The sequence below is a fragment of the Vibrio harveyi genome (assembly GCF_030060435.1).
In the GTDB taxonomy this organism is placed as follows: domain Bacteria; phylum Pseudomonadota; class Gammaproteobacteria; order Enterobacterales; family Vibrionaceae; genus Vibrio; species Vibrio harveyi.
Map to the genome: position 1 here is coordinate 2,216,585 of NZ_CP125875.1, position 21,195 is coordinate 2,237,779.

Consider the following 21,195-nt stretch of genomic DNA (forward strand, 5'->3'; position numbering starts at 1 on the left):
TCTTCCTTTAACTTCTAGTTCTTAATTCGAAGTTTTTGAGTTCACGTTCAGAGCGTCTTCAACCAACGCTTTTTGTTGTTTCAAGTGCACCGACATGTAGCCTACTGCTGGCGAAGCAGAAGCTGGGCGACCTGCGTATTTAAGATCTGCGCCTGCTGGAATAGCTGCACGGAAGTTGTGTTGGCTACAGTACCAAGCACCCTGGTTTTGAGGCTCTTCCTGACACCATACAAAGTCTTCAACATTCGTGTATTGCTCAATAGCGGCTTGAACTTCTTCCATCGGGAATGGGTATAGCTGCTCAATACGCACAATAGCAACATCATCTTGTTCGTTATTGCGACGCTGTTCTAGAAGGTCGAAATAAACCTTACCCGAACAGAACACAACACGTTTCACTTTGCTTGGTTCCAGATTATCGATTTCTGGAATCGCCGGCTGGAATGTACCTTCAGAAAGATCTTCCAAAGACGATGTACAAAGTGGATGACGCAGTAGCGACTTAGGTGACATAACAATCAGTGGACGACGCATTGGACGCACCACCTGACGACGGATCATGTGGTAAACCTGTGCTGGTGTAGATGGCACTACAACCTGCATGTTTTGTTCAGCACACAATTGTAGGTAACGTTCTAAACGCGCTGACGAGTGCTCAGGACCTTGACCTTCATAACCGTGTGGCAACAGCATCGTCAGACCACATAGACGAGCCCATTTTTGCTCACCCGACGAAATGAACTGGTCGATCACCACTTGCGCACCGTTTGCGAAATCACCAAATTGTGCTTCCCAAATGGTCAAACCGCTTGGCTCTGCCGTTGCGTAACCGTACTCAAACGCCAGTACCGCTTCTTCTGACAATACAGAGTCAAAGACTTGGAATGGACCTTGTTTGTCATGAATATTTGCTAGCGGGATGTAAGTGCTCGCATCGTTTTGGTTATGCAAAACAGAGTGGCGATGGAAGAAAGTACCACGACCTGAGTCCTGACCAGAGATACGAATACGCTTGCCATCGTCAACTAAGGTAGCGTACGCAAGTGTCTCTGCCATACCCCAATCTAATGGCTTCTCACCACTGATCATTGCAGCACGATCGTTGTAAAGCTTGTTTACACGGCTTTGTAGCTTATGGCTATCCGGGTATTGAATTAGGCGTTGACCAAGCTCTTTCAAGCGGGTTGAATCAAATTTGTTGTCCCATTCAACATCCCAGTCGTGACCTAGATACGGAGACCAGTCAACAGAGTGAAGAGCCATTGGACGCCACTCTTTCACCACAACTTCACCTTTATCAAGCGCGTCGCGGTACTCATTCACAAGCTGAGTTGCAACTTCAATGTCTGATTCATTTTTATCGATCAATACATCAGCGTATAGCTTACGTGGTGTTGGGTGCTTTTTGATTTTCTGGTACATCAACGGTTGAGTCGCATTCGGCTCATCCGCTTCGTTGTGACCATGACGACGGTAACAAACCAAATCAATCACAACATCACGCTTAAACTCGTTGCGGTAATCCAGAGCAATACGAGTGACAAAAGCAACTGCTTCTGGGTCGTCAGCGTTAACGTGGAAAATCGGAGCCTGTACCATCTTCGCAATATCAGTACAGTACATCGTCGAGCGAGTATCACGAGGGTTCGATGTTGTAAAACCAACTTGGTTGTTCACGACGATACGTACCGTACCGCCGACACAGAAGCCGCGCGCTAGAGACATGTTAAACGTCTCTGCTACCACGCCCTGACCTGCAATTGCTGAGTCACCGTGAATAGTGATTGGCAGTACGCGGCTACCATCAAAATCACCAAGGCGATCTTGACGCGCACGAACCGAACCGATAACTACTGGGTTTACAATCTCAAGGTGAGATGGGTTAAATGCTAGCGCTAAGTGGACATCGCCACCTGGCGTTGCAAAGTCTGCAGAGAAACCTTGGTGGTACTTAACGTCACCCGTACCCCATGTTTCGTCATGTTTGCCTGCAAACTCGTCAAACAAATCTTGTGGCTTCTTACCTAGAACGTTGACTAGCATGTTCAAACGTCCACGGTGAGCCATACCGATAACCACTTCACGCATGCCGCTCTTACCAGCATGACGAATCAGCTCTTTTGTCATCGGAATTAGTGCATCACCACCTTCTAGAGAGAAACGTTTAGCGCCTGGGAACTTAGCACCCAAGTAACGCTCAAGACCTTCAGCAGCAGTTAGCTCCTCAAGGAATGTACGTTTTTCAGTTTTATCGAAAGATGGCTGACCAACAACAGACTCTAAACGTTGCTGAATCCAACGCTTCTGTTCTGTGTCTGTCATGTGCATGTATTCAGCACCAATAGAACCACAGTACGTTTTCTTCAGAGCTGAGTAGATGTCTTTCAACTGCATGGTTTCTTGCCCAATAGCAAAAGAACCTACGTTGAAAGTTTCTTCGAAGTCATCTTCGGTGAGATTGTGGAATGCAGGGTCTAGCTCCGCCACAGGTGGACGTTGCCATAGACCTAGAGGATCAAGCTCAGCAGCTTCATGACCGCGGAAGCGGTATGCGTTGATAAGCTGTAGAACTTTTACTTGCTTAGCGTCGACATCTGGATCACTAACTTGGACACTGTAATGCTTTGTTTCTTGAGCGAGTCGTCGGAAGTAGTCACGGACACGCGAATGCGGCTGTTCTGCCACTTCTTCTGAGTTTTTAGGCAACTCATCAAATACGCGTTTCCACTCCTCACTTACCAGATCGGGATCACTTAGATACAGTTCGTAGAGGTCCTCTACATACGTTGCATTGGCGCCAGCCAAGTGTGAAGACTCGAGCCATGCCTTCATCACGCCGTTGTGCATATTTTCCCTTAACCAGTAGTTTTCACGTTTGCTTCGGTCTGCGCCGAGCTATTAAGAGCCGACCCATTTGGGTCGGCAATTTTTGTTGTTAATTAAATCGAACGATTCACCAGCATCGACTTGATGTGACCGATGGCTTTCGTAGGATTTAGCCCCTTAGGACAAACACTTACACAATTCATGATGCCATGGCAACGAAAAACGCTAAATGCATCATCAAGATCGGACAAACGTTCATCAGTTGCTGTATCTCGGCTATCAATTAGCCAACGGTAAGCCGCTAAGAGACCAGCAGGGCCGATAAATTTATCTGGGTTCCACCAGAATGATGGACAAGAAGTTGTACAACATGCACACATGATACATTCATACAATCCATCTAAATGCGCACGTTCATCTGGCGATTGTAAGTTCTCTCGCGATGGTGGTAGAGCACCGTCATCAATCAAGAAAGGCTTAACTTTCGCATAGTTATCGTAGAACTGTGTCATGTCAACGATAAGATCACGTACTACTGGTAGGCCAGGTAACGGTCGGATGACAATCTTGTCACCTTGAAGCGCAGATAACGGAGTAATACACGCTAGACCGTTTTTACCATTCATATTCAGACCATCAGATCCACATACCCCTTCACGACATGAACGACGGAATGCAATGCTCGGATCTTGCTCTTTTAGTAAAATCAGCGCGTCCAGAACCATCATGTCTGAGCCTTCTTCCACTTCAAGAACGTAGTCTTTCATGTAAGGTTTTGTGTCTACATCCGGGTTGTAACGGTATAAAGAGAAGTTCAGTTTCATAGTCATATCCTCCCTTTAGTAAGTACGTACTTTCGGAGGGAAAGCTTCACGATGAGTTGGCGTCATATTCACATCACGCTTAGTCATTGCTTCAGTTTCCGGGTTGTAGATTGAGTGGCATAGCCAATTTTCATCATCACGCTCAGGGAAGTCGAAGCGAGCATGTGCGCCACGGCTTTCAGTACGGTAGTTCGCCGCTACTGCTGTAGAGAATGCAGTTTCCATCAAGTTGTCTAGCTCTAAACACTCAATACGTTGCGTGTTGAATTCAGAAGACTTGTCAGCTAGGTGTGCGTCTTTTAGGCGCTCACGAATCACTTTCAACTCTTCCAGACCTGTTGCCATTGCGTCGCCTTCACGGAATACCGAGAAGCTGTTTTGCATGCAAGATTGCAGATCTTTACGAATTTGAACTGGGTCTTCACCACCAGTGCTGTTCTCCCAACGCATAGTACGCGCTAGTGAAGCTTCGATGTCAGACTCTGTTGCTGGACGAGCTTCAGCTTGTGCAGCCAGTGTTTCGCCAAGGTGTAGACCTGTTGCGCGACCGAATACCACCAAATCAAGCAGTGAGTTGCCGCCCAGACGGTTTGCACCGTGTACCGATACAGAAGCAATTTCACCACAAGCGTATAGACCTTGGACTTCGACATCATTACCGTCAGCAGTCTGTTTGATTGCTTGACCTGAAACTTGCGTTGGAACACCACCCATCATGTAGTGACAAGTTGGGATTACTGGAATTGGCTCTTTAACTGGATCAACGTGCGCGAATGTACGCGAAAGCTCACAGATACCAGGCAGACGAGACTCAAGAACATCTTTACCTAGGTGATCCAATTTCAGCTTGATGTGTGGGCCCCAAGGACCGTCACAACCACGACCTTCACGGATTTCAATCATCATAGAACGAGCTACTACGTCACGACCAGCAAGGTCTTTCGCGTTTGGCGCATAACGCTCCATGAAGCGCTCGCCATCTTTATTTAGAAGGTAACCACCTTCACCACGACAACCTTCTGTAACAAGAACACCTGCACCAGCAATACCCGTTGGGTGGAACTGCCACATTTCCATGTCTTGCATTGGAACGCCTGCGCGAAGTGCCATACCAACACCATCACCAGTATTGATGTGCGCGTTAGTAGTCGACGCGTAGATACGGCCTGCACCACCTGTTGCTAGGATGGTTGCTTTCGATTTGAAGTAACAAATCTCACCCGTTTCCATACAGATAGCCGTACAACCCATGATCGCGCCGTCTTGGTTTTTCACCAAATCTAGAGCGTACCATTCAGAGAAAATGGTTGTTTTGTGTTTTACGTTTTGTTGGTAGAGCGTGTGAAGAAGTGCGTGACCAGTACGGTCTGCCGCTGCTGCTGTACGAGCCGCTTGCTCACCACCAAACTCTTTTGACTGGCCACCAAATGGACGTTGGTAGATTGTTCCGTTATCAAAGCGAGAGAATGGAAGACCCATTTTTTCTAGTTCGATAACTGACTCAGGACCATTTTTACACATGTACTCAATCGCATTTTGGTCACCGATGTAATCAGAACCTTTTACCGTATCGTACATATGCCATTGCCAATCGTCCTTGTGCGAGTTACCAAGCGCAACTGTAATACCACCCTGCGCGGATACAGTATGAGAACGAGTTGGGAAAACTTTAGATAGCAAAGCACATGATAAGCCTTGCTCCGAAATTTGTAGTGCAGCGCGCATGCCCGCACCACCAGCGCCGATTACTACGGCATCAAACTCACGAACTGGAATAGACACTTACGCACCCCACAGAATAAATAGACCAGAGAAGACATAGCCGAACAGAACGGCAATAACACCAAGTTGAAGTGCACCGCGAAGTTTCGAGCACTTAATGTAATCGGTTAAGACTTGCCATAAACCAATCCACGCGTGAATCAGAATAGAAACAAGTGCCAACATGGTGAAAACTTTGGTGAAAGTACCACCAAAGAATTGGGTCCAAGATGCGTAAGAGATATCTGAGAAAGCACAGAAGCTCACTAGATAAATCGTGTATAGCGTCATAATGATGGCTGAAGCACGAATCAATAAGAAATCGTGAACACCATTACGACCAAATGAAGAAACGTGTTTTACCATACCAAGATCCCCGCCAGTAGTGATAACACTGCAGTTGCACCAAATGCGACTTTAGCGCTCATCGCGCCTGAATCGAGTTCTTCGAAATGACCTAGGTCCATCAATAAGTGACGAACACCACCAGCAATGTGGTAGGCAAGTGCAGTTAGAATGCCCCATAGAATGAATTTCACGAAGAAGCTATCGACAATGTCAGCGGCTTCCATAAAACCCATCGGGGACGACAGAGAAATGGACAGTAACCAAAGTAATATACCCACCGCAACAAACGTAATCACACCAGATACACGGTGTAGGATTGACGCGATTGCTGTGATGGGAAAGCGGATGGTCTGTAAATCTAAATTAACAGGTCTTGACTTTCTTTCTTTCACGGGCTTGCTCACTCAGCTCCATTGAGCATTTATTGTTATAACCAATTTCAGCTTCCAAACGTACAAAAGTTAACATTTGATTAACAAATACTCGCAATAAGCTCGGAGATAATTGTAAACGCTTTGTTAACAAACGGAGTCCACAAACAAACCTCACTTTTGTTTCTAGCCCCGAATTTATAAGGATTTAACTAAAATTTTCTGTGCCAATATACGGCTAGCAACATTCTAATACAATTGATGTAACAAATTATGCTACATAGAACAGATTTTTAACGATTTTCATGAGAAAAATCATAACAAGTGCACACAAAAATGGAGAAAAATTGACTTTAAGCTTTAACAACAGTACAAAAATGGCACATAAACATCCTGGACGGATTAAATAATAAACAAAGGAGATTGTTATGGCGGATAAGAAAGCTACCCTTCATGTTGAAGGTCATGCGCCGATCGAACTGCCAATTATGGACGGTACGCTAGGTACACCTGTGATTGATGTTCGTAAACTGGGAGCCAATGGTTACTTTACTTTTGACCCAGGTTTTCTTGCCACTGCATCTTGTGAATCGTCAATCACGTACATCGACGGCGGCAAAGGTATTCTTTTGCACCGCGGTTACCCAATTGACCAATTAGCCAATAACGCAGATTACTTGGAAGTATGTTACATCCTGCTTTATGGCGAAGCCCCTACCCGTGAGCAATACGAGCAATTCAAAACAACGGTTACTCGCCATACAATGGTGCACGAGCAAATCGCAAGCTTCTTCCATGGCTTCCGTCGCGACGCTCACCCAATGGCAGTAATGTGTGGTGTAGTTGGTGCACTAGCGGCCTTCTACCACGATTCACTAGATATCAACAACGACGAACACCGTGAAATTGCGGCGTACCGTCTGCTATCGAAAATGCCAACATTGGCGGCGATGTGTTACAAGTACTCAATCGGTCAGCCATTTATCTACCCTCGTAACGACCTAAGCTACGCAGAAAACTTTTTACACATGATGTACGCAAACCCATGTGAAGAATACGAAGTAAACCCTGTTGTTGCTCGTGCGATGGATAAAATCTTTACGCTTCACGCAGATCACGAACAAAACGCATCAACATCAACCGTTCGTCTATCTGGTTCTTCTGGTGCGAACCCATTCGCATGTATTGCCGCAGGTATTGCTTCTCTATGGGGTCCTGCACACGGTGGTGCAAACGAAGCATGTCTGAAGATGCTTGAAGAGATCGGCAGTGTAGAGAACATTCCTGAGTACGTTGAGCGTGCAAAAGACAAAGATGACCCGTTCCGTCTAATGGGCTTTGGTCACCGCGTTTACAAAAACTACGATCCACGTGCTACAGTTATGCGCGAAACATGTCACGAAGTTCTAAAAGAGCTAAACATTAAAGATCCACTACTAGACGTAGCAATGGAGCTTGAGCGTATTGCACTTTCTGACGAATACTTCGTGTCTAAGAAGCTTTACCCGAACGTAGACTTCTACTCAGGTATCATTCTAAAAGCGATCGGCATTCCTGTATCGATGTTTACGGTAATCTTCGCGATTTCTCGTACTATCGGTTGGATCGCTCACTGGAACGAAATGCACAGCGACCCACTAAACCGAATCGGTCGTCCTCGTCAGCTATACACAGGTGAAACTCAGCGTGAGTTCTCTCCACTGCACGAGCGTGAATAACCGTTAGAATCGATAATCGGATAAGAGTTGGGGTTGACGTGAAAGCGTCAACCCTTTCTTTATTTGAAGAGATGAGAACACGCAGCGTTCTATGAAATGCGTCGCATCGAGAGACTATTTCTCTACGCTCTTACAGCTATTACACAAGAAATTCCTGACGTTGCTCCTACCTCACAATCGGAGATGACGTCGTGAAGACTTCAGAGTTTTCGTCTTCTTTATGAGCGAGGCACAAGTGAGTTGGGGATCTGCTCTTTCTCTCTGTTTAGAAAGCAGAGCGTCCCCGTATCACGAAGGATGAAGTCCGTCCCGTCTATACTGGATTATCAATATCGATAAACGTGACATCTAACCCGTGCTCTTGCGCCAACCATTCACCCAACGCCTTAATACCGTAACGTTCTGTAGCATGGTGACCCGCAGAGAAATAATGAATGTCTAACTCACGAGCGGTGTAAGTTGTTCGTTCTGAGATCTCACCCGAAATAAACGCATCTAATCCGTGCTGAGCGGCAAGCTCAATAAAATCTTGACCACCGCCAGTACACCAACCGACGGTCTCAATCATTTTGTCTGCATTTTCAGGTGCGATATGCAAAGGTTCACGGTTTAGGACTTGATTAATTTTGTTCGCAAACTCAGCACCTGTCATCGCTTGTTTTAAACGACCAAACATCGCCACGGACTGAGGGTGACCTTCTAACCCACCTTCAACCGAGATATTCAACAAACGAGCAAGCTCAGCGTTATTGCCGAGTTCTGGGTGAATATCTAACGGTAAGTGGTAGCCGTAAAGGTTGATGTCGTTTTTAATCAAACTACGAATGCGCTTACCTTTCATACCACGAATAGGCTCTGGTTCACCTTTCCAAAAGTACCCATGATGCACAAGCAGAGCATCAGCTTCCAACTCGATGGCTTTATTGATCAAGGCTTGTGAAGCAGTGACACCAGTTACGATACGTTTGATTTCTGATTTACCTTCTACTTGCATTCCATTTGGCGCGTAGTCTTTGATAAGTTGCGGCGACAATTTCTCGTTGAGGATCTTTTCCAACTGTAAATTATTCATTATTACTTCCAATACTTGTGGCTTGAGCAAAGTGTATATCGAACCGCAATCCAGATGCCAGTTGTGACATCCCCAACTCAAACAAATTTAGATACAATAGAAAGGCTTTACCCGTGACAACAAGGATAATGGATGAATTCACTACAACGTTTCCAACAATGGATTGCTAACACCTCTCCACTTTTCAAACTTAAGCCCCCTTTTGTCACTGTCAAAGATATTCAGACGCAGGCTCTGCCAGACAATGAAGAATATGATGGAAACCCTCGCCTTGGTTTTCTGTATCAGTACCTTTGCACCAAGTTGCTAACCTGTTCGCCTCGTTATGAACTGGTTGCTGAAGAGATTCAATTAAATGACGCCACTGGGCGAACCATTGGTGCTGTCGATCTGATCTTAAAAGACGTAGAAAGTAATCAACATGAGCATTGGGAAGTCGCAATTAAATTCTACTTACTTCATCAAGGAGTTTGGTATGGACCGAATGCTCACGACCAACTGCACAAAAAGCTCGAACGTATGCTCAACCACCAGCTAAAAATGAGCCAAAGGGAAGAGTTTCGTCAGCAACTACCGCTAAACAGTGAACCGAGTGAACATTTACTAATGCAGGGACGTCTGTACGTAAACCCTTTTTCAAAAGAACCTATCCCTACAACCTGTTTAGGTTATGAATTAGAGCCTATACAAATATCTGGTTTCTGGTGTTATCAAAGCCAATGGGAACAAATTAAACAGCCACTTTACGCACTTCCTAAACCGCTCTGGGCAACTGGTAATGAGGAATTCTTGGATCCAATCGACAAACCATCTGATAGGTTTGTTCACGCGCAGACAAAGGACGGCCAGTTTTGGTTTGTTGTACCGGATACGTGGCCCAATTAAAAACGAAAGACATTTTATTTTGTCTTTTTAGGGACAAGTTCTTTCAACGAGCTAATCTCGACATTTCCGGTTATAAGAAAGATTCTCGACCACAACCTTTCGCCGCTTTCGGACATGACGCTGCCGAGGTCCAGTATATCCAGTTCATCACCTTCAAAAGGGAGAAACGAACGAGTTGGGCTCCCTTTCTTTTTGCTCGCCTCTCCAAGCGAGACTCCTTCGAATCTTGAAGCGAAGCATTACCTCTTCACAAACAAAAAAGGGTCGACACAAAGTCGACCCTTTCAAACAATAATCGCTTAAGTTACAAACCAGCGGCTGCAAATACTTGATTAACGATTTCTTGTGCTTCAGCTTCGATTTGTTTTAGGTGCTCTTCACCTTTGAAGCTTTCACAGTAAATTTTGTAGATGTCTTCAGTGCCTGATGGACGAGCTGCGAACCAACCATTAGCGGTCGTGACTTTAAGACCACCAATTGCAGCGCCGTTACCAGGAGCGTGCGTTAGACGAGCAGTGATTGCATCGCCTGCTAGTGTTTCAGCCGCTACCATTTCAGGTGAAAGCTTCTTCAGTACGTCTTTTTGCGGACCATTCGCTACAGCTTGAATACGGTTGTACTTAGACTCACCATGCTTCGCAGCTAGCTCCTCATAGTAATCTTGCGGGTTCTTACCCGTTACCGCAGTGATCTCTGCCGCTAGAAGACATAACAAGATGCCATCTTTGTCTGTTGACCAAGGCGTACCATCTTTACGAAGGAAAGACGCACCAGCACTTTCTTCACCGCCGAAGCCGAACTTACCAGTGTATAGACCATCAACAAACCATTTGAAACCGACTGGTACTTCGCACAGTTCACGACCTAAATCAGCCACAACACGGTCAATAAGAGCACTTGATACTAGCGTTTTACCAACAGCAACATCTTTGCCCCACGCATCGCGATGACGGTATAGGTAGTCAATACAAACCGCTAAGAAGTGGTTCGGGTTCATCAAACCTTTTGCCGTAACGATACCGTGACGGTCGTAGTCAGGGTCATTACCAAAAGCTAAATCATATTCATCTTTCAATGCCAATAGACCAGCCATTGCGTAAGGAGAAGAACAATCCATACGTACAACGCCATCTTTATCGAGAGACATGAATTGGAAAGAAGGATCAATCGCTTCACTTACTAGCGTTAGGTCTAGGTTGTACACCTGACCAATTTGACGCCAGTAATCAATACCGCTACCACCCAATGGATCAACACCAATTTTCAAGTTTGCTTTTTGGATTGCTTCCATATCGATAACATTAACTAGGTCATCGATGTACGGTTTCACCAAGTCCATCTCTACAAACAGATCCGATGCTTTTGCTTCTGCTAGAGGTAAGCGTTTAACACCTTGTAGACCTTCGGCAATTAGCGCATTTGCACGATCTTCGATCGCTTGAGTCAGTTCAGCTTCTGCAGGACCACCGTGAGTCGGATTGTATTTGATACCGCCGTCTTGTGGTGGGTTGTGAGATGGTGTGATCACGATGCCATCTGCCTTATCATCGTGCTTGATGTTGTAAGTCAGGATCGCATGAGAAATACCCGGCGTTGGTGTGTAGCCGTTGTCTTGCTGCACAATCACTTGTACACCGTTTGCAATCAATACTTCAACCACACTTGAAAAAGCAGGCTCAGAAAGCGCGTGAGTGTCTTTACCCACAAACAATGGACCCGTTGTGCCTTGTTCTGCACGAACTTCCGCTACCGCTTGAGCAATCGCTAAGATGTGGTTTTCGTTAAAAGTGTGTTTGTCTGCAGTACCGCGATGACCAGAAGTACCAAATTGAACTTTATGTTCTGCATTAGTTGCATCTGGCTGAAGTAAGAAGTAATTAGCAACGAGTGCTGGGATATTGTGAAGATCTTCCTGCTGCGCTTTTTGCCCAGCACGAGGGTGCATAGCCATGTTTGACATCCTTTCTTTAAATACAAATAAAATCAAAAAAGCCTCATAATATCCGCTACACGCTACACATTATGAGGCTTCTATCAGGTTTCTTAGATTGAACCTGTTACTTTCTCTATTAAGTCAGGCTGGAATTCCATGTGCGTCATCACCTGCTCCACCATTTGTCGTTTACGACTGGTGTTGTTGTTAGTGATTACCCAAAATGGCGTACCAGGAATTGCTTTAGGTTTGGTAGTGTTACCATTTGCTAGTAGAGTCTCTTCGTTATCAGCAAAGTAAACACGTTTGCGTCCCTTCACTTTTGTCGCTTGGGAGAAACTCTCTGGATTTAGTTTGTGTAAGGTTGATAGTACCAACATGAAGCGATCAATCGCTTTCTTAAGACCAGCAAACTCATCAGAGATAAGTAGAGAACGCATCTCTTTTACGGTATCTACTGATTCTGCTTTACCTGCATCTTTACTTACTACAATCCCTTGTGGCTTTTCTACTACAGGTGCAACGACTGCTTCCTGCAACTGACCATCAAGGTTCAAAAGGCGTCGTAAAATATCCGAGGCACTTTCACCGATATGCTTGGTTTGACCTGCAATGTAACGGTATAGATCCTCATCAACCTCAATTGTTTTCATTCGCTTTTCACATTCTCAATGTTTAAACTCTGGGGGATTATAACGAGATCCTCGCGGATACTCCACGTTAAACCCATCACGAATAAGATAAAATGTCAGCATTACTCAACTATAAGCAGGAAGGGCAAGGCCAAACGGTTGTTTTGATTCATGGATTATTTGGCAGTTTCAGTAATCTAGGTTTACTGGCTCGCGATCTCGTTCAAGATCACTCAGTGATCAGCATTGATCTCCGAAATCATGGTCTTTCTTTCCATTCAGATACACACAATTACGAAGTGATGGCACAAGATGTTGCTGATTTACTTCACCATTTAAACATCGAGCCAGCGTTAGTTATTGGTCACTCAATGGGTGGCAAAGTAGCGATGAAACTCGCAGATGTCGCACCTGAATTCGTCAAACAGCTGATTGTATTAGACATGGCTCCTGTGGCTTATCAAACCAACCGTCATGACAATGTATTTAATGGCTTGCGAGCAGTAATCGAGGAACAACCAGCCAATCGACAACAAACTATGGATATTCTCGCTCAACACATCGAGATGGATGGAGTCAGACAATTCTTGTCAAAGTCCCTATATAAAAACGGGAACAAAATGGATTGGCGTTTTAACGTCACGGGCTTACTGAACAACTACGACAACATCATCGGTTGGAACGACATCGCACCCACCGACATTCCAACTCTGTTTGTTAAAGGCGGCGATTCCGACTACTTGATGCCAGAGCACCAGCCTGCAGTTAAGCGTCAGTTTAACAATGCAAAAGCGCACATTATTGCTAACACAGGACACTGGTTACATGCAGAAAAACCAGCAGAAGTTATGCGGGTGATCAGGAAATATATTTCCAGTTAACAAATTCGGAAAACAACGCCAGATTATTGAAATAACCCTTCTTGTTGTGCATTAACTTTACGGTTTAACAGTGGTATAGTGCGCCCAAGAATTTTTGGCATGAAGGACGACAATGCTATACGACTATATGGACATGCTCGAGTCGATCGGGCTCGATCTTCTTTTTGCTGCTATCTTCTTTTTCATCGGGATGGCAATAAAAGATGTACTAAAACAAGGTAACGTACCTGTTTTCGGTCGTCGTATTGTGTGGTTGGTTCTTTTCCTTGGCTGCGCTGGCTTCATTGCGAAAGGTCTGATTCAGCTCAGTTGGGAAGGCACAGGGCTCGGTTAAGCTCTCTATCCCATAGCCAGTAACAAACAATGTAAAGGTATAGACTCTATGGCAAGTGTAGGTATCTTCTTCGGTAGCGACACAGGTAATACTGAAGCCGTTGCAAAGATGATTCAAAAGCAACTAGGTAAACAACTAGTTCACGTTCAAGACATCGCAAAAAGCAGCAAAGAAGACATTGATAACTTTGATCTTCTGCTTCTAGGTATCCCGACTTGGTACTATGGCGAAGCACAATGTGACTGGGATGACTTCTTCCCTGAACTTGAGCAAATCGACTTCTCGACAAAGCTAGTTGCTATCTTCGGTTGTGGTGACCAAGAAGATTACGCAGAGTACTTCTGTGATGCAATGGGTACAGTACGTGATATCGTTGAAGCGAAAGGTGGCACTATTCTGGGTCACACTTCAACTGAAGGTTACGAGTTCGAAGCATCTAAAGCACTTGTAGAAGGTGATGATAGCCAGTTTGTAGGTCTATGTATCGATGAAGACCGTCAACCAGAACTTACTGATGAACGTGTTGAAAACTGGGTTAAGCAAATCTACGAAGAGATGTGCCTAGCTGAGCTTGAAGGCTAATTAAAAGCATTCATTAAAAAGACCTCCACTCTGGAGGTCTTTTTGTATGTGGTAATCAAGATGCCTCAGTGGCAATTTCTTCTTCGCGAAATTGTGGTTTCTTGCGTACATACAATTTGCGCTGAACTTCAGAGACCACATTGCCTTCCTTATCTTTGACGTGGGTAATAAACTCAGGGAAACATTTTTCTCCATTGCGCGTCATCTGATAGATGTCGTCCAGCATTCCTTCCGTCACCTCAAATTCAGCAAACAAATCACTTTGTCCTGGCTTGATAAAGTTGATGCTCGCCTCTTTGTCCCATACATAATATTCTTCACGTAGAATACCCATGAGCATCAGCGAGTAGATAGGATCCGTCAGGGAAAAAATGCTCCCTCCATATTGAGTGCGATTGGCGTTTTTATTCCACCATCTCAACTTCAAACGTACTTTAACCGTTCGAAAGTCTTCAGAAATATGTAAGATTTTAATACCCGCCCCCCAAAATGGCGGCCAAATATTGAGCGCAAATTTCACAATTCCCGGTTTATATATCTTAGCAAGTCGCTTATTCATAACTTTCCATGTCTTTGCGATTCTGATGTTATCAATTTGTAACTGGTCTGATCTGTAATATAATCGACCTGTTTCTAATTTACAAAAAGAATCTATTAACCCTTTGAAGTTCGTGGTTTAATGTTTCGAACGCTTCGCCTATAATGGTAGGAATATTGAATTCTGTTAAATCGCTGCAGATGATCCAACGGGAAAGTATATGTCAGACAATAATCAGGCGCTGAAGGATGCGGGCTTAAAAGTAACCCTTCCGAGGCTAAAAATTCTAGAAGTACTTCAGCAGCCAGACTGCCAGCACATCAGTGCTGAAGATTTGTACAAAAAGCTGATTGATCTCGGTGAAGAGATTGGTCTTGCAACCGTTTATCGTGTACTCAACCAATTCGATGATGCTGGTATTGTAACTCGTCACCACTTTGAGGGCGGCAAATCAGTTTTTGAATTATCAACGCAACACCACCACGACCACCTTGTTTGTCTGGATTGTGGTGAAGTTATTGAATTTTCTGACGATGTTATTGAGCAACGTCAAAAAGAAATCGCCGCTAAGTACAACGTGACGTTGACTAACCACAGCTTATACCTATACGGCAAATGCAGCGACGGTTCTTGCAAAGATAATCCAGACGCACACAAACCAGTAAAATAAGAAGTATTTCTTTTTATTGATAAACATAGTAAAACGTCAGCTAAGGCTGACGTTTTTTTATGGAGAAGAGCAATGAAGAGAAGGAATCCTCAAGGCTTTACCCTACTAGAACTTATCATTGCGATCGTCATTCTCGGCATCCTAGCTGTTGTTGCAGCTCCCCGTTTTTTAAACCTCCAAGACGATGCGTATCAAGCAAAAATGGAATCCATCGCTGACCAATTCGAAACAGGCGTGCGATTTACCCAAAGCCAATGGTTAGTCAATGGTGGAACACAGGAAGCTCAAACAGATATCGATGGATATGGTGGTGGCGAACTGGATGTAAATGAGTTTGGCTTTCCGCTTGGCACTAACAAGGGCAACAGAAATGGCGTGATTGGCAACCCGTATAACATAGGACAAGGGAATGCTGGTTGTATTGCCGTGTGGCAAGCTTTACTCGGCAACGAATACTCTCTATCAAATAATCGTAACGCGAACGATAGGTTTGATTTTATTACCCGACGAGTCCAAGACAAAGAATCCCACCAATCTGTTTGTTATTATAACTTTACTAAAAAAGGTTACGATCGCAATCCTGATAACTCTAGCTTCGTCATATGGTATGACTCAAAAACAGGCAGCGTCACGACATCAAAACCAACTAGATTGGAATAACAAACAAAAATGCCAGCAATGATGCTGGCATTTTTATTAGCGAAGGATTGAGATTATTGGTTCTCGATTTTCGCCCAAGTATCACGTAGACCAACCGTACGGTTGAATACTAGGTTCTCTGCTGAAGAGTCTTTTGAATCTGCACAGAAGTAACCCATACGCTCAAACTGGTAACCTGTTTCCGCTTCTGCGTTTACTAGGCTTGGCTCAACAAAACCGTTTAGAACCACTAGTGATTCTGGGTTGATTGTCGCAGCAAAGTCATCCGCAGCCGCTGGGTTTGGTACTGTGAACAAACGATCGTACATGCGGATTTCTGCAGGCAATGCTTTGTCTGCTGATACCCAGTGAATTACGCCTTTCACTTTACGGCCATCTGCAGGGTTCTTACCTAGCGTTTCAGCATCGTAAGTACAGAAGATTGTCGTGATGTTACCTTCTGCGTCTTTTTCGATGCGCTCAGCTTTGATCACGTATGCGCCACGTAGACGTACTTCTTTACCTAGAACCAGGCGCTTGTACTTCTTGTTCGCTTCTTCGCGGAAGTCTTCACGCTCGATCCAAACTTCACGAGTGAATGGCACTTCACGCTCACCCATCTCAGGTTTGTTTGGATGGTTAGCAACAGTCAGCGTCTCTACCGCGCCTGCTTCGAAGTTCTCGATAACGATCTTAACTGGATCTAGAACAGCCATCGCACGTGGTGCGTTTTCGTTTAGATCATCACGAATACAAGATTCTAGTGAACCGAACTCAATCATGTTCTCTTGCTTCGTTACGCCAATGCGCTTACAGAATTCACGAATAGATGCTGATGTGAAGCCACGACGACGCAGACCAGACACTGTAGGCATACGTGGGTCGTCCCAACCATCAACCAATTTCTCAGTCACTAGTTGGTTTAGCTTACGCTTAGACATCACTGTGTATTCAAGATTTAGGCGGCTGAATTCGTACTGGTGTGGACGACAATCAATCGTGATGTTGTCTAGAACCCAGTCGTACAGACGACGGTTGTCCATGAATTCTAGAGTACAGATAGAGTGCGTAATGCCCTCTAGCGCATCAGAGATACAGTGCGTGAAGTCGTACATTGGGTAAATGCACCACTTATCACCAGTCTGGTGGTGAGTCGCGAAACGTACACGGTAGATAACTGGATCACGCATTACCATGAATGAAGAACCCATATCGATCTTCGCACGTAAACACGCTTTACCTTCTTCGAACTCACCTGCACGCATTTTTTCAAATAGCGCTAGGTTTTCTTCGATTGGACGATCACGGTATGGGCTTGGTTTACCCGGAGCCGTTAGCGTACCGCGGTATTCACGAATCTGCTCAGGACTTAGCTCATCAACGTACGCTAAGCCTTTATTAATCAATTCAATTGCATATTCGTAAAGCTTGTCGAAGTAGTTTGATGAGTAACATACTTCACCATCCCACTCGAAGCCCAACCAGTTTACATCTTTCTTGATAGACTCAACGTATTCGATGTCTTCTTTTTCAGGGTTTGTATCGTCGAAACGTAAGTTACATTGACCCTGGTAGTCCTGAGCAATACCGAAGTTCAAACAGATAGACTTAGCATGACCGATATGCAGGTAGCCATTTGGCTCCGGCGGGAATCGAGTATGCACGCTAGTGTGTTTACCATCCGCTAGATCTTTATCAATGATCTGGCGAATAAAGTTTGATGGACGAGCATCAGCTTCACTCATCTATAGCACCTCAAAAATATTAGTATTGTCAGAGAAAACAGTACTCCGTAGCCTTACTCGGTTTACAGAGTGCATTGTTCCTAATGATCCACAATTCTTAGCGATTAGACAACAAGAACCGTCGTTAAAACGGGAATATTTCTGTTCTTCGCTTGAAAGCGCAGCATATTAAATCCGTATAAACAAAAAAAGACCTCCCGAAGGAGGTCTTTATAGAGAGTCATTAAGATGTAATTAAGGAAGTTTTACATCTGATAGGTCTTCACCTGCACCGATTGCTTTCATTTCACCAGCAACGATTTCTGCAAGAGGACCAAGGATAACTTGAAGGTTGTTTTCGCCTAGCTTAACAACACCTTTCGCGCCTAATTTCTTAAGTACTGCTTCGTCTGCAACAGAGCGATCCTTAAGTGTTAGACGTAGACGAGTGATACACGCGTCGATTGAAGTTAGGTTGTCGTGACCACCTAGCGCTTTTAGGTATTGACGAGCTAGGTCACCTTTTGCTGCATCACCAGCAGGAGCTGCAGATGTTTCATCTTCGTCATCTTCACGACCTGGCGATTTCAGGTTGAAAGCGCGGATTGCGAAGCTGAATGTGAAGAAGTATAGAGCACCGAAAGCCAAACCTAGAGCAAGTAGTACTAGAGGCTTAGTTGCTAGACCGTAGTTCAGTACGAAGTCGATTAGACCTGCAGAGAAACCAAAGCCGTGTAGCGTGCCAAGCATGTTTGCAAGTACTAGAGATAGACCTGTAAATACAGCGTGGATAGCGTATAGAGCAGGAGCTAGGAACACGAACATGAACTCTAGAGGTTCAGTGATACCTGTTAGGAATGAACAGAATGCTACTGAGAATAGTGCACCACCAACTTGGCTACGCTTCTCAACCGGAGCTGCTAGGTACATAGCAAGTGCTGCACCAGGTAGACCGAACATCATTACAGGGAAGAAACCGTTCATGAATACACCAGCGCTCTTATCGCCGCCGAAGAAGCGGTGTAGGTCACCAGATTTCAGAGTTTCAGTTACTTCTTTAACTGTTGCTGTGATTTCTGGAGTTACAGAGTTAGCGAATTCGAATGTGTGAGTTTGACCAGCAACAAGAGTCTTAGCTAGAGCTGGGTCAACACAAAGCTGTTGTAGAGCAGGAAGCGCTTGACCCGCCGCTGTTGCGCCAGATACTAGAACTTCTTGACACGTACCCATACCGAACCAGAAGTACGAGTTTAGTACGTGGTGTAGACCTACAGGGATTAGTGCACGGTTAAGCGTACCGTATACGAATTGACCGATAGCACCAGAAGTAGAAACTGCGTGCGCTAACGCGTCAAGACCGCCTTGGATTGTTGGCCATACAACACCAGCAATTGCACCAGCAACTAGCGAGAATAGACCCGCCATGATTGGTACTAGACGTTTGCCAGAGAAGAATGCCAACCACTCAGGTAGACGAGTAGCGTGGAAAGCGTTGTAAGAGTGACCAGCGATGATACCTGCAATGATACCGCCGAAGAATGACATGTTAACGCTTGCATCGATCGTTGCTGCTGTCGCAGTAAGAACGAAGTAAGCAACTGCACCAGCTAGACCTGCAGCACCTTGACCGTCTTTAGAAAGACCAATCGCGATACCTAGACCGAATAGTAGTGGAAGTTGACTAAAGATTGCATTACCAGCAGATGCCATAAACGCAATATCTAAAAGGTCAGGCTGACCCAAACGTAGTAAAAGCGCTGCAACTGGAAGCGTTGCGATAGGAAGCATAAGAGCTTTACCTAACTTCTGCGCGTATCCAAGAATATTCACCTTAAGTTCCCCCTATAGGATTTTATGTTTTGTTGAATGACTTATTTCAGTCGTTCAATTTAGTCGCTATCAGTTTATGATATTAATTTTGCTCCGCAAATTAAAACCTCATTGTTTGTGATCATAATCACCAGAAATTGGTCATTCAGAAGGTTTTTGCTAGCGAGATCATAAAACTTATTTTATTATACGAAAAAATGGCGTTTTAGAGATAAGATTCTCGTACTTTATGCAAGACAGAATCAGTGTTATTTTGGTATCTCTACAGATGATTCGCAGTAACTTCGCTCTGGAAAACAATCATAAAAACTAATTCATTTATTATTTTTCAGTTAGTTACTCTGATAATGACATCGATAAAACGCGACTTGCTGTATGTGACTCGTTATCTAATTCAGTGATACAAACTAAGTACCAGCCTGGCTCATAGAGTCACCAGTTAGATAACGGGACAGAAAATGAATTCTCATCTATAAGGACTAGCTGACTATGTACGCGCTAAGTAACTGTAAAATCTATACCGGTAGTGATGTTCTTACCGATCATGCTGTCATCATCGACAATGACCAGATTCAATCAGTTGTACCAGTGACTCAACTACCAGAAGGTATTGAAGTAAAAGACCTGGACGGTGCTAATCTAAGCCCTGGTTTTATCGACCTACAGCTAAATGGCTGTGGTGGTGTGATGCTTAACGACGAAATCACACCAGAAACAATGCAGATCATGCATGAAGCTAACCTAAAGTCGGGTTGTACAAGCTTCCTACCTACCCTAATCACATCTTCAGACGAAGATATGCGTGCTGCTATCACTGCTGCTCGCGAGTACCACAACAAATACCAAAACCAATCGCTAGGTCTGCATCTTGAAGGTCCGTACCTTAACGTAGCGAAAAAAGGTATTCATAGCGTTGACTTCATCCGCCCTTCTGATGACGGTATGATCGATCTAATCTGTGCTAACGCAGACATCATCGCGAAAGTAACGCTTGCACCAGAACAAAATGATCCTGAGCACATTGCACGCTTGAAAGCAGCTGGCATTGTTGTTTCTATCGGTCACACGAATGCAACTTATGCAGAAGCTCGCCAAGGTTTCGATGCAGGCATCACATTCGCAACTCACCTATTCAACGCAATGACACCGATGGTTGGCCGTGAACCAGGTGTAGTTGGTGCGATTTATGACACCCCTGAAGTCTACGCTGGTATCATCGCTGATGGTTTCCACGTTGATTACGCAAACATTCGAATCGCTCATAAAATCAAAGGCGAAAAGCTTGTTTTGGTGACGGATGCCACAGCTCCAGCAGGTGCTAACATTGATCACTTTATTTTTGTCGGTAAGAAAGTATATTACCGAGATGGTAAGTGTGTTGATGAAAATGGCACACTAGGCGGCTCAGCTCTGACTATGATTGAAGCAGTTCAGAATTCAGTTGAGCACGCAGGCATCGCTTTAGAAGAAGCTCTACGAATGGCTACGCTTTACCCAGCAACCGCAATCGGTGTTGAGGAGCGTCTTGGCCGAGTTCGAAAAGGAATGGTAGCTAACCTGACCATTTTCGATCGTGACTTCAATGTAAAAGCGACGGTTGTTAACGGACAATACGAGCAAAATTAAG

General features: G+C 44.7%; 19 protein-coding genes. 8 read left to right on the forward strand and 11 right to left on the reverse strand.

Going from position 1 to position 21,195, the window contains the following annotated elements; genetic code table 11:
- Positions 1-21 precede the first annotated feature (21 nt).
- From sucA to sdhC, 5 genes are all read right to left on the reverse strand, one after another.
- A complete protein-coding gene (gene sucA / locus QMY49_RS10515) occupies positions 22-2,847 on the reverse strand; it encodes a 2-oxoglutarate dehydrogenase E1 component (RefSeq protein ID WP_009698583.1) in 2,826 nt (941 codons plus the stop codon).
- A gap of 92 nt (positions 2,848-2,939) precedes the next feature.
- Positions 2,940-3,650, reverse strand: a complete 711-nt coding sequence (locus QMY49_RS10520; RefSeq protein WP_005446424.1) for a succinate dehydrogenase iron-sulfur subunit — start codon at positions 3,648-3,650, stop codon at positions 2,940-2,942.
- Between the two features lie 15 nt (positions 3,651-3,665).
- A complete protein-coding gene (sdhA, locus tag QMY49_RS10525; protein ID WP_009698584.1) occupies positions 3,666-5,432 on the reverse strand; it encodes a succinate dehydrogenase flavoprotein subunit in 1,767 nt (588 codons plus the stop codon).
- Positions 5,433-5,777 (reverse strand): succinate dehydrogenase, hydrophobic membrane anchor protein, encoded by a 345-nt coding sequence (sdhD, locus tag QMY49_RS10530; protein ID WP_005446422.1) that lies wholly within the window; start codon positions 5,775-5,777, stop codon positions 5,433-5,435.
- Positions 5,771-6,163 (reverse strand): succinate dehydrogenase cytochrome b556 subunit, encoded by a 393-nt coding sequence (gene sdhC / locus QMY49_RS10535; RefSeq protein WP_005446421.1) that lies wholly within the window; start codon positions 6,161-6,163, stop codon positions 5,771-5,773. The genes sdhD and sdhC overlap by 7 nt, the downstream gene beginning before the upstream one ends.
- A gap of 395 nt (positions 6,164-6,558) precedes the next feature.
- On the opposite strand from sdhC, the gene QMY49_RS10540 reads away from it, so the two are divergent.
- Positions 6,559-7,848: a citrate synthase gene (locus QMY49_RS10540; protein ID WP_005446419.1), complete on the forward strand. Its 1,290-nt coding sequence runs from the start codon at positions 6,559-6,561 to the stop codon at positions 7,846-7,848.
- 313 nt (positions 7,849-8,161) lie between these two features.
- On the opposite strand, the gene QMY49_RS10545 is transcribed toward QMY49_RS10540, so the two are convergent.
- Entirely contained in the window at positions 8,162-8,920 is a 759-nt protein-coding gene (locus QMY49_RS10545; protein ID WP_005446417.1) for a Nif3-like dinuclear metal center hexameric protein, read from the reverse strand.
- A gap of 132 nt (positions 8,921-9,052) precedes the next feature.
- Here QMY49_RS10545 and QMY49_RS10550 point away from each other — a divergent pair, with 132 nt between their 5' ends.
- On the forward strand, positions 9,053-9,805 hold the full coding sequence (locus QMY49_RS10550) for a DUF1853 family protein (RefSeq protein ID WP_283311407.1): 753 nt from the start codon (positions 9,053-9,055) through the stop codon (positions 9,803-9,805).
- Positions 9,806-10,109: 304 nt separating this feature from the next.
- Here QMY49_RS10550 and pgm read toward each other — a convergent pair whose 3' ends face one another.
- Positions 10,110-11,756, reverse strand: coding sequence for a phosphoglucomutase (alpha-D-glucose-1,6-bisphosphate-dependent) (pgm, locus tag QMY49_RS10555; RefSeq protein ID WP_283311410.1), 1,647 nt, complete (start codon positions 11,754-11,756; stop codon positions 10,110-10,112).
- Between the two features lie 92 nt (positions 11,757-11,848).
- Entirely contained in the window at positions 11,849-12,391 is a 543-nt protein-coding gene (gene seqA, locus QMY49_RS10560; protein WP_005446408.1) for a replication initiation negative regulator SeqA, read from the reverse strand.
- A gap of 92 nt (positions 12,392-12,483) precedes the next feature.
- On the opposite strand from seqA, the gene QMY49_RS10565 reads away from it, so the two are divergent.
- The 3 genes from QMY49_RS10565 to fldA all read left to right on the forward strand — a co-directional run bounded on the left by QMY49_RS10565 (position 12,484) and on the right by fldA (position 14,167).
- A complete protein-coding gene (locus tag QMY49_RS10565) occupies positions 12,484-13,251 on the forward strand; it encodes an alpha/beta fold hydrolase (RefSeq protein WP_009698588.1) in 768 nt (255 codons plus the stop codon).
- 112 nt (positions 13,252-13,363) lie between these two features.
- Positions 13,364-13,585 carry a DUF2788 domain-containing protein gene (locus QMY49_RS10570; RefSeq protein ID WP_005446406.1) on the forward strand — a complete coding sequence of 74 codons (222 nt, stop codon included), beginning with the start codon at positions 13,364-13,366 and terminating at the stop codon, positions 13,583-13,585.
- A 48-nt stretch (positions 13,586-13,633) separates the two neighbouring features.
- On the forward strand, positions 13,634-14,167 hold the full coding sequence (fldA, locus tag QMY49_RS10575; RefSeq protein ID WP_005446405.1) for a flavodoxin FldA: 534 nt from the start codon (positions 13,634-13,636) through the stop codon (positions 14,165-14,167).
- Between the two features lie 55 nt (positions 14,168-14,222).
- Here the strand turns inward: fldA and QMY49_RS10580 are convergent, their stop codons facing one another.
- Positions 14,223-14,726: a DUF4442 domain-containing protein gene (locus QMY49_RS10580; protein WP_047513020.1), complete on the reverse strand. Its 504-nt coding sequence runs from the start codon at positions 14,724-14,726 to the stop codon at positions 14,223-14,225.
- Between the two features lie 199 nt (positions 14,727-14,925).
- Between QMY49_RS10580 and fcrX the strand changes: the two genes are divergently transcribed.
- Complete coding sequence (fcrX, locus tag QMY49_RS10585) at positions 14,926-15,375, forward strand: ferric iron uptake transcriptional regulator FcrX (protein ID WP_005446402.1); 450 nt, start codon at positions 14,926-14,928, stop codon at positions 15,373-15,375.
- A gap of 72 nt (positions 15,376-15,447) precedes the next feature.
- The gene (locus QMY49_RS10590) at positions 15,448-16,035 is read left to right on the forward strand and encodes a pilus assembly FimT family protein (protein ID WP_283311415.1); all 588 of its coding nucleotides are present in this window, start codon (positions 15,448-15,450) and stop codon (positions 16,033-16,035) included.
- 53 nt (positions 16,036-16,088) lie between these two features.
- Here the strand turns inward: QMY49_RS10590 and glnS are convergent, their stop codons facing one another.
- Positions 16,089-17,759 (reverse strand): glutamine--tRNA ligase, encoded by a 1,671-nt coding sequence (gene glnS / locus QMY49_RS10595; protein WP_005446398.1) that lies wholly within the window; start codon positions 17,757-17,759, stop codon positions 16,089-16,091.
- Between the two features lie 234 nt (positions 17,760-17,993).
- Positions 17,994-19,568: an N-acetylglucosamine-specific PTS transporter subunit IIBC gene (gene nagE, locus QMY49_RS10600; RefSeq protein ID WP_005446396.1), complete on the reverse strand. Its 1,575-nt coding sequence runs from the start codon at positions 19,566-19,568 to the stop codon at positions 17,994-17,996.
- A 489-nt stretch (positions 19,569-20,057) separates the two neighbouring features.
- On the opposite strand from nagE, the gene nagA reads away from it, so the two are divergent.
- Positions 20,058-21,194: an N-acetylglucosamine-6-phosphate deacetylase gene (gene nagA, locus QMY49_RS10605; RefSeq protein ID WP_005446394.1), complete on the forward strand. Its 1,137-nt coding sequence runs from the start codon at positions 20,058-20,060 to the stop codon at positions 21,192-21,194.
- Position 21,195 lies beyond the last annotated feature (1 nt).